Source organism: Novosphingobium sp. TK46 (genome assembly GCF_055361525.1).
On record NZ_CM143963.1, the window covers coordinates 2,058,109 to 2,070,657 of the forward strand.

17 protein-coding genes, 1 pseudogene and 1 riboswitch are annotated in these 12,549 nt (G+C 64.5%); of the genes and pseudogenes, 13 read left to right on the forward strand and 5 right to left on the reverse strand.

Features of this window, described 5'->3' with window-relative positions:
* Window positions 1-7: 7 nt before the first annotated feature.
* From ACXJ1Z_RS19720 to ACXJ1Z_RS09945, 11 genes are all read left to right on the forward strand, one after another.
* Window positions 8-124, forward strand: a complete 117-nt coding sequence (locus ACXJ1Z_RS19720) for a cytochrome c oxidase system small membrane protein (protein ID WP_488199530.1) — start codon at window positions 8-10, stop codon at window positions 122-124.
* 4 nt (window positions 125-128) lie between these two features.
* Window positions 129-734: a cytochrome c oxidase assembly protein gene (locus ACXJ1Z_RS09900; protein WP_463776349.1), complete on the forward strand. Its 606-nt coding sequence runs from the start codon at window positions 129-131 to the stop codon at window positions 732-734.
* A 76-nt stretch (window positions 735-810) separates the two neighbouring features.
* Window positions 811-1,632 carry a cytochrome c oxidase subunit 3 gene (locus ACXJ1Z_RS09905; RefSeq protein WP_463776351.1) on the forward strand — a complete coding sequence of 274 codons (822 nt, stop codon included), beginning with the start codon at window positions 811-813 and terminating at the stop codon, window positions 1,630-1,632.
* A 273-nt stretch (window positions 1,633-1,905) separates the two neighbouring features.
* Window positions 1,906-2,478, forward strand: a complete 573-nt coding sequence (locus ACXJ1Z_RS09910) for an SURF1 family cytochrome oxidase biogenesis protein (protein WP_463776352.1) — start codon at window positions 1,906-1,908, stop codon at window positions 2,476-2,478.
* Between the two features lie 59 nt (window positions 2,479-2,537).
* Entirely contained in the window at window positions 2,538-3,941 is a 1,404-nt protein-coding gene (thrC, locus tag ACXJ1Z_RS09915) for a threonine synthase (protein ID WP_463776354.1), read from the forward strand.
* Entirely contained in the window at window positions 3,941-4,828 is an 888-nt protein-coding gene (locus tag ACXJ1Z_RS09920) for an RsmD family RNA methyltransferase (protein ID WP_463776355.1), read from the forward strand. Before thrC ends, ACXJ1Z_RS09920 begins: the two co-directional genes overlap by 1 nt.
* An 8-nt stretch (window positions 4,829-4,836) precedes the next feature.
* Complete coding sequence (locus ACXJ1Z_RS09925; RefSeq protein ID WP_463776357.1) at window positions 4,837-5,208, forward strand: dihydroneopterin aldolase; 372 nt, start codon at window positions 4,837-4,839, stop codon at window positions 5,206-5,208.
* Entirely contained in the window at window positions 5,208-5,546 is a 339-nt protein-coding gene (locus ACXJ1Z_RS09930; RefSeq protein WP_463776358.1) for a Rossmann fold domain-containing protein, read from the forward strand. The genes ACXJ1Z_RS09925 and ACXJ1Z_RS09930 overlap by 1 nt, the downstream gene beginning before the upstream one ends.
* A complete protein-coding gene (gene moaA / locus ACXJ1Z_RS09935) occupies window positions 5,546-6,553 on the forward strand; it encodes a GTP 3',8-cyclase MoaA (RefSeq protein ID WP_463776359.1) in 1,008 nt (335 codons plus the stop codon). Before ACXJ1Z_RS09930 ends, moaA begins: the two co-directional genes overlap by 1 nt.
* Window position 6,554: 1 nt before the next feature.
* Window positions 6,555-6,797, forward strand: coding sequence for a MoaD/ThiS family protein (locus ACXJ1Z_RS09940; RefSeq protein WP_463776361.1), 243 nt, complete (start codon window positions 6,555-6,557; stop codon window positions 6,795-6,797).
* A gap of 2 nt (window positions 6,798-6,799) precedes the next feature.
* Window positions 6,800-7,273, forward strand: coding sequence for a molybdenum cofactor biosynthesis protein MoaE (locus ACXJ1Z_RS09945; RefSeq protein WP_463776362.1), 474 nt, complete (start codon window positions 6,800-6,802; stop codon window positions 7,271-7,273).
* A gap of 4 nt (window positions 7,274-7,277) precedes the next feature.
* On the opposite strand, the gene ACXJ1Z_RS09950 is transcribed toward ACXJ1Z_RS09945, so the two are convergent.
* Entirely contained in the window at window positions 7,278-7,802 is a 525-nt protein-coding gene (locus tag ACXJ1Z_RS09950; RefSeq protein WP_463776364.1) for a hypothetical protein, read from the reverse strand.
* A gap of 249 nt (window positions 7,803-8,051) precedes the next feature.
* Here ACXJ1Z_RS09950 and rplU point away from each other — a divergent pair.
* Both rplU and rpmA read left to right on the forward strand, forming a co-directional pair.
* Window positions 8,052-8,345 (forward strand): annotated as a pseudogene (gene rplU, locus ACXJ1Z_RS09955) (50S ribosomal protein L21); the annotation flags it as partial.
* Between the two features lie 45 nt (window positions 8,346-8,390).
* Window positions 8,391-8,660, forward strand: coding sequence for a 50S ribosomal protein L27 (rpmA, locus tag ACXJ1Z_RS09960; RefSeq protein ID WP_463776365.1), 270 nt, complete (start codon window positions 8,391-8,393; stop codon window positions 8,658-8,660).
* 210 nt (window positions 8,661-8,870) lie between these two features.
* Here the strand turns inward: rpmA and ACXJ1Z_RS09965 are convergent, their stop codons facing one another.
* From ACXJ1Z_RS09965 to ACXJ1Z_RS09980, 4 genes are all read right to left on the reverse strand, one after another.
* Window positions 8,871-9,788 (reverse strand): GGDEF domain-containing protein, encoded by a 918-nt coding sequence (locus ACXJ1Z_RS09965; RefSeq protein WP_463776367.1) that lies wholly within the window; start codon window positions 9,786-9,788, stop codon window positions 8,871-8,873.
* Window positions 9,789-10,048: 260 nt separating this feature from the next.
* A complete protein-coding gene (locus tag ACXJ1Z_RS09970; RefSeq protein WP_463776369.1) occupies window positions 10,049-10,543 on the reverse strand; it encodes a hypothetical protein in 495 nt (164 codons plus the stop codon).
* A gap of 90 nt (window positions 10,544-10,633) precedes the next feature.
* Window positions 10,634-11,317, reverse strand: coding sequence for an SOS response-associated peptidase family protein (locus ACXJ1Z_RS09975; RefSeq protein ID WP_463776370.1), 684 nt, complete (start codon window positions 11,315-11,317; stop codon window positions 10,634-10,636).
* Window positions 11,298-12,119 carry an SPFH domain-containing protein gene (locus ACXJ1Z_RS09980; protein WP_463776372.1) on the reverse strand — a complete coding sequence of 274 codons (822 nt, stop codon included), beginning with the start codon at window positions 12,117-12,119 and terminating at the stop codon, window positions 11,298-11,300. The genes ACXJ1Z_RS09975 and ACXJ1Z_RS09980 overlap by 20 nt, the downstream gene beginning before the upstream one ends.
* A gap of 311 nt (window positions 12,120-12,430) precedes the next feature.
* A riboswitch (TPP riboswitch) is annotated at window positions 12,431-12,540 on the forward strand.
* Window positions 12,541-12,549 lie beyond the last annotated feature (9 nt).

Below are 12,549 nucleotides of genomic sequence, written 5' to 3' on the forward strand. Positions count from 1 at the left end.
CGATGGCATGACTCGCGAGACCGACCCCAAGCGCATCCGCCGTAGCCGCAACAACGTGCTGGGCCTTTTGCTGGTAGCGTTCGTAATCCTGATCTTCTTCGTTTCGATCGCGAAGATGAGCTGAGGTCATGACCGCAAATACCCTCGGGCAGCCACCTCAACGGTTCGGCCGAAATGGTCGTACCGCGATGATCGCGTTCGGCGCCGCGCTGGCGATGCTCGGGCTGGGTTTTGCGTCGGTGCCGCTGTATCGGTTGTTCTGCGCTGCAACGGGTTTCAACGGTACCACGCAGCGGGTGGACGAACAGACCGCCGAGCAGATCAAGGCGGCTTCCAACACGATCTCGATCCGCTTCGATGCCAATGTCGAACGTGGCATGCCTTGGCAGTTCAAGCCGCTGCAGCGCACGGACGAGATCACTATCGGCATTCGCGACATGGCGCTGTTCTGGGCGAAGAACACGTCAAACGCGCCGCTGACCGGGACCGCCAGCTTCAACGTCGAGCCCGAGCAGGCTGGAAAATACTTCAACAAGATCCAGTGTTTCTGCTTCACCGAGCAGACGCTCAAGCCGGGTGAAGAGGTGCGCATGCCCGTGCTTTACTACGTGGATCCGGCGATCCTGAACGATCCGGACACGAAAGACATCCAGCAGATCACGCTGAGCTACACCTTCCATCCCGCGATCAATGCCGGCGCAAAGGCTCTGGACCGCGTCGGATCGGGCAAGTAAGGGCTTAAGGTCATTCTAAACGCCGCCGGCTGTCATGGGCGCGCCGCGGATTTGCGATCAACAGGGACGAAGGCATATGGCCGGTAGCAAGTCACACGATTACCACATTCTTCCGCCGGACATCGTGCCCCTTGCAACCACGGTCGGCGCCCTGGTCTTCACGACCGGTATGGTGCTGTTCATGCACAAGATGCCGGGTGGGCATTTCGTGCCATGGCTGGGCATGGCATTGCTGCTGGCGAGCGTGTTTTCGTGGTTCTCGAAGATCGTCAAGGAAGCGCACGCTGGCGACCACACCCCGGTCGTGCAGCTGCATCAGCGCTACGGCATGATCCTGTTCATCGCTTCGGAAGTGATGTTCTTCGTCGGCTGGTTCTGGGCCTTCTTCGACTTTTCGCTGTTCCCCTCGGAGCTCGCGGAATCGATCGGTGGCCAGTGGCCGCCCAAGGCGATCGAGGCGGTGATGGATCCGTTCGACTTGCCCTTGCTCAACACGCTGATCCTGCTGTGCTCGGGTACGACGGTCAGCTGGGCACACCACTCGCTGATCCACGGCGATCGTGACGGCTTGAAGAAGGGGCTGTGGGCGACGATTCTCCTCGGTCTGCTGTTCTCGGCGATCCAGGCCTACGAGTATGCGAATGCACCGTTCCCCTTTGGCGCCAACACCTATGGCTCGGCGTTTTACATGGCGACGGGCTTCCATGGCTTCCACGTCATCATCGGCACCATCATGCTGATCGTCTGCCAGGTTCGTGCGTACAAGGGTGACTTCACACCGCGTCAGCACTTCGGTTTCGAGGCGGCGGCCTGGTACTGGCACTTCGTCGACGTCGTATGGCTGTTCCTGTTCGTAGCCATCTACGTGTGGGGTGGCTGGGGTTATCCCACTCACTGATGCGTACAACTCCATCCATCTAGCCAGGAGGCAGCCGGACATCGTGTCGGCTGCCTCTTTCGTTTTGTGGACCAAAGATCGTGGCGACAAAGGTCGCGCTGTCCGAGGGGTGCCATCGCGATTCCCATGCCTATCTCAGACGAGAGCAGGCCAGGTTGGGATAGCTTTCGCGATCATCAACTACGTTCGCATGCCATCAAGTCAGCGCCTTTCGCGCCGGATCGGCCTCAGGTCGGCTCTGGATATCGATAGGACGGCCAGGAGAGGATCGAGATGACCAAGCACCGCTTTCCGGTGATCCCGACGCTCCTGGTCCTGGTGGCGGTCGGCATCATGCTGCGCCTTGGCTTCTGGCAACTTGACCGGCTGCGCGAAAAGGAGGCGCTGCTCGCGCGCTATGCCACCGGGCATGTCGCCACCCAGGAGGTGTCGTTTCCGGTCGACGAAGCGGCGGCGCAGGCGGTCCTCTATCGACGTTCGCGCGTTGTTTGCGCAAAGGTCGTAGGTATCAGCAGCATCGCCGGCCGCAATGCGGGGCAAGAGGCCGGGATCGCGCAATATGCGCAGTGTCTGCTGCCCGATGGCGCGCAAGCGAAAGTCGTGATGGGCTGGACACGCGATCCCAGGTGGAGCGGCGCCTGGCGAGGCGGAGCGGTTACCGGGATCATCGCGCCCGGACCGAGGCTGGTGGCCGATCCACCGCTGGGCGGGCTTGAGGCCAATGCCCGGCCGGATCCGTCCGAGATCCCCAACAACCACCTGGCCTATGCCGTGCAATGGTTCCTGTTCGCTGCCACGGCGGTGATCATTTATGGCGTGGCGGTGCGTAAACGCCTAGTCGGCTGAGGCCGCACCGCTCTGGCGCATTGCACCTTGGGCGCGCTGCGGCTAGGCGCGCAAGCGCAATGGACTATGTCAGCACCAGGGGGAGCGCACCGGCGCTCGATTTCGAAGGCGCCACGCTCGCGGGGCTCGCCAGTGATGGCGGTCTCTACGTGCCGCGCGCGTGGCCACGTTTCAGCACTGCCGAGATTACGGCGATGCGCGGCCTGCCATACGCACAACTCGCCGCCAGGGTGATGCAGCCGTTCGTCGGCGAGAGCCTGAGCCCGGAGCGTCTGTTGACGTTGTGCGAGGCCGCCTACGGCCGCTTCAGCCATTCGGCGGTCGTGCCGCTGGTGCAGATGGATGCGCAGAACTGGCTGATGGAGCTGTTCCATGGCCCGACGCTGGCGTTCAAGGACGTCGCCTTGCAATTGCTCGGCTTGTTGTTCGAGGAATTCCTCGGCCGTTCGGATCGTAACCTGACGATCGTCGGTGCGACATCGGGCGATACCGGATCGGCGGCGATCGACGCGGTGGCCGGCCGTGCCAAGGTTGATATCTTCATGCTCCATCCCAAGGGCCGGGTCAGCGACGTCCAGCGGCGGCAGATGACGACGGTGCTTGCGCCCAACGTCCACAATCTCGCCTTGGAGGATGTCAGTTTCGACGATTGCCAGGCGATCGTGAAGCGCATGTTCAACGATCGCGCGATGACCGATCGGTTCGCGATCGGCGCGGTCAACTCGATCAACTGGGCGCGGCTGATGGCACAGGTGGTGTACTACTTCGCCACGGCGTTGCAGTTGGGTGCGCCGGATCGCGAAGTGGCGTTCTCGGTCCCGACCGGCAACTTCGGCGACGTGTTCGCAGGGTACGTGGCCCAGCAGATGGGATTGCCGATCGCGCGGCTGATCGTGGCGACCAACGTCAACGACATCCTTCATCGCGCGCTCTCGACCGGCGATTACTCGCAAGGCACCGTTTCGCCGACCGCGGCTCCGTCGATGGACATTCAGGTGTCCTCCAATTTCGAGCGTCTGCTGTTCGACATCGGCGGACGTGACGGCTTGGCTCAGGCCACGCAGATGACCGGGTTCGAGGCGAGCCGGGCGATGCAGCTGACAAATGCACAGCGAGAGGGCGCCGCGAGTTTGTTCGGCAGCTGCCGTGCGGATGCGGACGAGATGACGCAGGCCATCCGCTGGGCCTGGGAAAGCTGCGGCGAGATGATCGACCCGCATACGGCCTGCGCGCTACATGCCGCCCGTCATGCCGGGATCGACGCCGGCGTGCCGATCGTGACGTTAGCAACTGCGCATCCGGCCAAGTTCCCAGAAGCAGTCGAGCAGGCGATCGGCCAGCGCCCCGCCTTGCCCACCCGCGTCGGCGATCTGTTCGAACGTGAAGAGCGCTTCGCGACGCTTCCGGGTACTTACGAGGCTGTCGCCCAGTACGTCGCCGAGCGAGCGGCTCCCAAGATCTGATGGCGGCGCTTTCGCGCGATCCGCTGATCCTGGCCGGCGAGGGCTGGGACGATTACGGCCTCATCGATTCGGGCCATGGCCGCAAGCTTGAGCGCTATGGCGATTACCGGTTCATCCGGCCCGAGCCGCAAGCGATGTGGTCACCTCGACAAGCCGAGTGGGATGCGCATGGCGAGTTCGTGCCCGGCTCCGACGAGGACGGTGGCGGCAGGTGGCACTTCGACAAGCCGGTCCCGCGCGAGGGATGGCCGCTGGCATTGGGTGACGTGGGCTTCACCGCGCAATGCACGCCGTTCCGGCACCTCGGGTTCTTCCCTGATATGGCGCCGGTCTGGGACTGGATGCGTCGCCAGCTGCCGGCGGAGGGTGCGCAGACGCTCAACCTGTTCGGCTATACCGGTGTCGGCACCCTGGCGCTCTCGCGGCACGGCCAGGTGACGCATGTCGACGCCTCGAAGAAGTCGGTCGCACAGGCGCGTGAGAATGCCGCGCTGTCGAACATGGCGGATCGGCCGATCCGCTGGTTGATCGACGATGCCGCCAAGTTCGCAGCACGCGAAGTGCGGCGCGAGCGGCGGTATGACGGCATCATCCTCGACCCTCCCAAATTCGGACGCGGGCCGACCGGCGAGACCTGGCGGCTGGAGGACGACCTGCCGGGGCTGATGGCGGATTGCCGCAGGCTGCTGGATGCCGACAGTCGATTCCTGTTCCTGACCGTCTATGCGGTGCGGATGTCGTCGCTCGCGCTGGCGGGCCTGGTGGCCGAGCTGTTCGCCGACCTGCCCGGCGTCGTCGAGCACGGCGACCTGGCGGTGCAGGAAGACGGCGAGGGCGGCCGGCTGCTACCCACAGCGATCTTCGCGCGCTGGACCAATCCGGGCTAAGGGCAGGCATGACCGATTCGCTGACACTCGAGATCGCCGACTTCGTGGTCGACGTGCTGACCGGTATCTACTCAGAGGAGACGGGTCAGCCGCAGCCGCTGCGGATCGGCATCGCGGCGCAGATGAAGCCGATCGACCACTACGCGCCCGATACGCCTCTCGTCGCCAGCAAGAATTACATGGACCTCAAGTTCGCGGCGTCCGAAGCGCTGCCCGCCGGCGTCCACTTCAAGCTGATCGAGGCGGTGGCGGATCATATCTGCGAGACGCTGTTCGTCCAGGATTCCCGAATCAGCGCGGTGACGGTGAAGATCGTCAAGCTCGCCATTTCCGAGAATGGCGAAGCGATCGGGATCACGCTGACGCGCGAGCGCCGGTGATGCATGTGTTGCGAGTCGGAGCCTTGCCCGACGACGCACTTGGCGCCGCCGCGCGATTTCACGCCGACATGCTGCCTGCCGCGGCGGAGGCACTCGCCGGAGGCGACGATCTACTACTGGTCTTCGGACCCGCCGATCATGCGCATCGCGACTGGCGCCTTGGCATCGTGCGCGGTCTTGCTCGGCAATTCGCTCCGCAGCGGGTCAACGCGATCGCCGGGCAAGACGAGCCGGCGATCGGCGCCACGGCCGAATATCTCGTCCGCGCGCCGGGGTTGACGGGACAATTGCTGTGCATCGATGGAACAGGCGCCGGTCCGATGCTATATCAGGGTTGATGACCAGCGCGCATGCTCCCCTAGTCGACCAGTTCCAGCGACGGATCAGCTACTTGCGGCTGTCGGTCACGGACCGCTGCGACCTGCGATGCTCCTACTGCATGCCCGAGAGGATGACCTTCCTGCCGCGCAAGGAAGTGCTCAGCCTCGAGGAACTGCACGATCTGGCGCTCGGCTTCATCGATCGCGGTATCAGCAAGATTCGCCTGACCGGCGGCGAGCCGCTGGTGCGCCGCGACATGATGGAACTGGTGCGCGCGCTGGGCCGCAAGCTGGGTCATGGGCTGGAGGAGTTGACGCTCACCACCAATGGTACGCGACTGGCCGAATTCGCGGAAGGTCTGAAGGACGCCGGCGTGCAGCGCATCAACGTGTCGCTCGACACCCTGGATCGCGCGAAATTTCAGCAGCTTTCGCGCCGTGATTCGCTCCCGCAGGTGCTCGAGGGGCTGGCGGCGGCAAAGGCGGCGGGCCTGAAGGTCAAGCTCAACACCGTCGCGCTCAAGGGCATCAACGAGGGCGAAATCCCCGACCTGATCGCTTGGGCGCATGGACAGGGTTACGATGCCACGCTGATCGAAGTCATGCCCTTGGGCGAAGTCGAGGAAGATCGCTTCGACCATTATCTGCCGCTGCTGGCCGTGCAGGACGATCTGGCGCGGCGCTGGACATTGACCCCGTCGACCCATCGCAGCGGTGGGCCGGCGCGCTATTTCGACGTCGCCGAAACGGGTGGGCGGCTTGGTCTGATCACCCCTTTGACCAATAACTTCTGCGAAGGCTGCAATCGCGTCCGCGTAACGGCGACCGGGCAGCTCTATGCCTGTCTTGGCGGTACCGAGCAGGTGGATCTGCGTGCGGCGCTGCGCTCCGATGATCCGCAGACCGCGCTGGCGGAGGGCCTGAACCTGGCGATGCGGATCAAGCCGGCGCGGCACAACTTCGCGATCGACCAAGCCGGACAGGCTCCTGCGCTGGCACGGCATATGTCGATGACCGGCGGCTGAGATGCCGATCAAGCTCGTTTTCCTCGGCCGGCTCGAAGACGCGGCAGGTGCCGCCGAACGTAAGGTCGATACCGTCACCTCGATCGAGGCGGTGCTTTGCGCGCTCGATCCCGAACTGGCGGCGGCGCTTCGGGCAGACAAGGTCAAGCTGGCCGTCAACGGCCTGCTGGTGCGTGATCGCGATGAGCCCGTGCTCAAGGACGGGGATGAACTTGCCTTCCTGCCTCCCGTGAGCGGCGGCTGACGATGGCGGCGTTCGACGATCGGCGCATCGCCGTGAGGCTGCTGACGACCCGCTTCGATCCAGCGGATGAACTTGGGAGCTTCACGCAAGCGCATCCGGCGGCGGGTGGCATCGCCAGCTTCCTGGGGCAGGTTCGTGCCGACGCCGGTGCCGACGCGGTGGAGGCCCTTGAACTGCGCCACTACGGTCCGCTGACGCTGCCCGCGATGCAGGATCTGGCGGCGCGAACGCTGGAGAGTTTCGGGATAGAGGGGCTGCTGGTGATCCATCGCAGTGGAGAGATGTCGGCAGGAGAGCCTATCGTGTTGGTCGCCGCTGCAGCCCGCCACCGGCGTGACGCCTTTGCCGCGGCAGAGTTCGCGATGGACCACCTCAAATCCGAAAGCTGGTTCTGGAAGCGTGAGAAGGTCGGCGGCAAGTGGCGCTGGATCGAACCGCGCGCCGAGGATTACGAAGACCTTTCCCGCTGGTCGTAGTCGGCTATTTCAGCCGCGTACCCAGCCGCGTCACGACCTCGGTCTCTTCCGCGACCCAGCCGTTGACCTGATCGCGGATCGTCGCGATCGCAGCGGCGGTGGGGCTGACCTGCTCAGGGTGCGCGGCGCGCTCCTCGACATAAAGCTGATCGAGTTCCGCCAGCGCGGTGAGCGCATCGCTACGCGACGTCTGCAAGTCCGAGAGCGCCACTTCGGCCGATGTCCAGGTGTCGCCCCGCACCGAGCCTGCCGCCGCGATGGCGCGTTCCGCGCCCGGCTGCTTGGCCTTGAAGCTGGAATGCGCCTTACGCGCCAGATCGAGCAGGCCGGCCAGGCGAGTCGTCAGATCGGCACTGGTCGGTGGCAGAACCGGGATCGCTTCGGCGCTGCCGGCGGCGGGCGCGGCGCTGCCCTCGACTCGCTCGGCATCCCGAACGGCCAGCGACGGGAACTCGCTCGACGCGGCGCAGGCCTGGAGCAGGATGGCCATGGCCAAGGGGGCGGCTTTGCTCACGATGGCGCGGGTCATGCCATGAGCCATAGCATGCGATCGGCCGCGTGCGAGCGCCAATTGCCGTGATTTCCAGCATATCTGAACGCCGCGCCCCGTTGACTCATCTTTGGGCTTGGACTAACGGCACCGTTCTTCCGGTAACCCGTGTCAACGCGGGCTGTCCGGCGCGTCGCCCGCAGCAGGATCCTGAAACAGGAACCAGAACGGCCGGGGCAGGTTGTTTCGGCCCTTCATCGGGCACATTTTAGATTGGGTAAGAGCACCATGTTCGCAGTAGTGCGCACCGGCGGCAAGCAGTATCGGGTCGCTGCCGGAGACAAGATCGCGGTTGAGAAGCTGGCTGGCGAAGCTGGCGAGACGATCACGCTGGGTGATATCCTGCTTGCCGGCAAGGATGGCGAAGTCGCCGATATCGCCGGCCTGACGGTATCCGCCGAGATCATCGCGCAGGCGAAGAGCGAGAAGGTGGTCGTTTTCAAGAAGCGCCGCCGTCACAATTACCGCCGCAAAAACGGTCACCGCCAGCAGTTGACCCTGCTGCGCATTCTGTCGGTCGGCTGAGCGCCAGCGCGCTCGTCGATTACCAGTTCGGAGTAGATAGATATGGCACATAAGAAAGCAGGCGGCTCTTCGCGCAACGGTCGCGATTCAGCTGGTCGCCGCCTTGGCGTTAAGAAGTTCGGCGGTCAGGAAGTGATCGGCGGCAACATCATCATCCGTCAGCGCGGTACCCGCGTGTATCCGGGCGTGAATGTCGGCATCGGCAAAGATCACACCTTGTTCGCTCTGGGTGAGGGACGCGTGCGTTTTCACGACGGCAAGCAGGGCCGCAAGTACGTGTCGGTCGACGCCATCGCGCAGGCGGCCGAATAACGAATCGCTGACGGGGCGACCTGCCGGTCGTCTCGCCGCACCTCGGGTGCGCAGCTTCGAAAAGAATTACGGGAGTGGGCTGAGCCTGCTCCCGTTTTTTCATGCCATCGGTGGATATCCGATTTTGCCGGCTCATGCGTTCGAAGCGGCTCGCGGCCGCTAGCATCAGCGCGGTGCTTGGCCGAAGCGGGATTTCGTCGCGCTATTTCGTCAGGCAGCGACCCGCAGCGCGTCGTTCGCGTCGGCGAGCAAGATCGCGCCTTTGCCGTGATCCTTGACGCGATACATGAGCCGATCCGCCGCTTCTATCAGCCCCGGCTCGCTGCAGGCGAAATTGGGCGGCAGGATGACCACGCCCATGCTGCACGTTGCCGGCGCTGCGGCGTCAGCCAGCGTGTCCATGAACCGCGCATGCAGCGATTGCGCGGCCGAATGCGCCGTCTGCTTGTCGATGGCGCGGATGACGACGGCAAATTCGTCACCGCCGATCCGACCGATCAGGTCTCCACGGCGGATATTGGTGATCGCCGTGCTGGAGAACCGACGCAGGACATCGTCTCCGGCGGCATGGCCATAGGCGCCGTTAATCGTCCGGAAATCGTCCAGGTCGACGAATGCGACGCTGAGCCATGTCGACGATGCCCTGCGCGCTTCGAGCAGGCGCCGGAATTCGCGATGGAACGAGGCTTTGTTCAAGACCTGCGTCAGGCTGTCCAACGATGCGAAGACGCGCGCGATGTCGTAGGAGCGTCGGCAGGCGGAGAGGATCATCGCCAGGGCAAGGTATACCAGCAGGCGCAAGCCGGCGTTGATCGCAGTCACGTAGCCTTGTGGACCAAGTGGGCCTTGCGACCAATCCGGAACCATGGCCAGGATCGCGGTTCCACCGGCGAAGAGCAGGGCTGAACGTGGTGCCATCGTCCAGCCGCCAAGACAGATGAGCGGGATATACAACGGAAAGCACCGCAGGCCGTAACCACGTCCCAGCGCATCAAGCAGGGCAACGCCCAGCACCGAGGTGAGCCCGATCAGCCACCCGGTGCGCGTCGGCATTCCGGCGGCCCAGGCCAAGAGGCGAGCCAGACGGCCTGCGATCGGATCGACCTCGTCTTTGAACGCGTAAAGCATGGCCGATCTTCTAGATGGCATTGGAAAATAAAGCGTTGCCGTACCAAGTTTTGCGACGACCTGTATCATAGCACCGGATAAGCGCGATGGCCGCAGTGCTACGCGGCGGTACTTCGTGTTTATTTGCGTGGCCGTCTGATTCGACGGTGGCTATTGGGCGACCGCTCTATACGCGAATTTTACCATCGCAGCGTGCCGGTGCCGGCGAGAATGACCCGGCAAGCGCGTGGTTGCGATGCCGATCGCGGCTATCTTGGGTGTTATCTCCCGCGTATTCTCGCCCATAGCCACCGCCAGAAACGTGCCTCCGCCAGCATGAGCTTTACCACTAGAGGGGGCAGACCTTGCTTCTCCAACGCGCGCGAATCGGGTGTTGGAGCAAAGGTCAGGCGCACGATCGCGATGAGGGCCATGCCTTCGGCGAGCAGCAGCACCGCCATCGCCGGCGCGCGTAACCAACCCCATTGCGCAAGGATGACTTCGGCCGAATCGGGAACGATCTTCCCCGCGATCCACGCACCCCCGCAGATCAGGCCCAGCGTGCGCAGCGCCAGGGCTCGCCGCGGCATTGCGCGATAGCAGATCGCATGAAGAGCAGGGACGAACACGCACCAGTCGAACAGCGTCGTCGCTTCACCGAACCCAGGCGCATCCGACCAGGGATGGGTGGCGCGAAACATCAATGCGGCTGCCAGCAGGAACGGCCACACCAGATAGAACCAGTGGCGCCGCGCGGCGGTGGCGATGATCTGCATGGGGCGGCTCCGGCAAGACATGCTGCTGCTGATATCAACGTAACCCCGCCTTGGCAGTGGCAGCAAGCAAGTCATGCGGGTGTGGTGCCGCTACTGCTCATACTCGCGCATCGTCGATGAGGGATAAGGCACCAGCAACGCTCTTGCGCGATCCCAGCTACCGCGCAGCCAGAGATCGCGGGACGCAGGGTCCGCAGGCAGGACGACGGGCATGGAATCGCGCCCGGCGTGGCGCAAGGCGGCATTGGGCTCGCATGTCAGCAAGGCGAAGCTCGGTATCTCGCTGTCCTTCCACACACCCGCGAAGGCGAACGTCGGCTGATCGGTGCAGGCGAACCAATGGCGCCGTCGTTTGCCATCATGATCGAGCCGACGAGAGGCCGTGGCGTTCCATTCCATGAACGCCGTGGCAGGGATCAGGCAGCGAAACTCGGCATTGCGCAAATTGCCGATCCAGAAGGAGCTGTCGACGTTGCGCACGGATGCGATGCCGTGGCGGGGCGCTTCCTGGATCGAGGGTGGTGGCGGCACGCCCCATAGACGCGGCACCATCCGCTGCGGGCTTCGAGAGTTCGGGCGTGGGCCCGCGACGAATTCACGCCCGGCGGTGATGATCGGCGCGAAGCTGCCGGGGGCGACGTGCCCGCCGGACCAGGGGTCGTCACCGGCCGCCGCGCCGAACGTGTCGGCCACCAGCCTTGCATTCGCATCCAGACGATAGAGCATGGTCATGCGGGTAGTCTGGCGTTCGCGCTCAGGTTTGGCTTTGCGCATCGGCGGCTGCTGGCGCCTTGCCCGGGTCCGTTACGCCGCCGCCCAGCACGAAGGTCTTGGCGCCCCTGGCATTTTCCATCACTTGCAGCATCCGCAAGTTGGCGAGCGCCGGATTGTCGGCCAGATTGCGAGCGGCGTTCGCGAGTGCGCGCAACGATGCCTGCTCGGCGCGCGCGCGTTCCAGGCCGGCCAAGCCTTCGCGTCGCGCACGCTCGACCTCGGTGAACATCTTGCGCACCTCGGGGGGCAGGGTGATGCCGGTCAGCAGCAATTCGTCCAGCCGGGTGCCGGGCAGGGCATCGGCAAGCTGGGGCGCGATCGCGGTGACCATGGCCGCCGGGTCGGCCAGGAACTCCTCGAGCGTCCGGGTCGCCACTACGGCGAGGGCGGCGGCGGCAAGGCTTGGGCTCAGTCGGTCATAACGATGATCGACCGGCTGCACCGGCGCCCGCTCCCCAGAGGGTCCGGTGGTCTGTTCGACCAGCAGGCGCGGATCGACGACCGTCACGACAGGCGTAAGGGTGAGGCGGAAGGCGAACTGGTCCTTGCTGATCGCCTCGATCGTCTGGCCACTCAGCGCCCGTGTAACCGTCGGGACGCAGACGAGGGTCCGACGATGGAGCGGATCGAAGCGGCGATGAATCCCGGGGCCGAGCTGCTCGACGAAGCCGGCGGCGCCATAGATCAGTCCGGTTTCCCACAACGTCACCTCATGGCTGCGCCATGCCTTGCGCCAGGTGGGCGCCGCGAGGAACACGACCGCCACCACCAGTGCCGCCATCAAGGCTACCGTCGTCTGCATACCTGCGCTCCTTCACTCAGCGGGCAAAAAGGCACCCGTGGCCGTCACGATGCATCGGCGGGGGCGCGAGGCCCGCATGGCCTTTGCACGGCTGCCCCTGCGGGCCGACGACAACGGGTGCCTGCGTTGAAGGAGTGTTTCAAGGACACTTGCACCCACGCATGCGGATGTCGCGCTTTGTATGTGGCCGGTGGCCCGCGCCCGACATCCGCGTCGAGAGGAGTCGAACCTCCCGCGATCATCAACACCCGCCAGGGCGGGCAAAGTCAACTGTGAGCCACTTTACCCGGCGCTCGGGTGCCGCTACACCGGCGTCACCACCGGGGAGCCAGCATATGGCTGAGAGGTGCGGGTATGCTCCGCACGATCCGTCGAACCTGAACCCGTTAGTACGGGCGGAGGGAGTTGGCCGGGTCCGTTCCACGCCCGC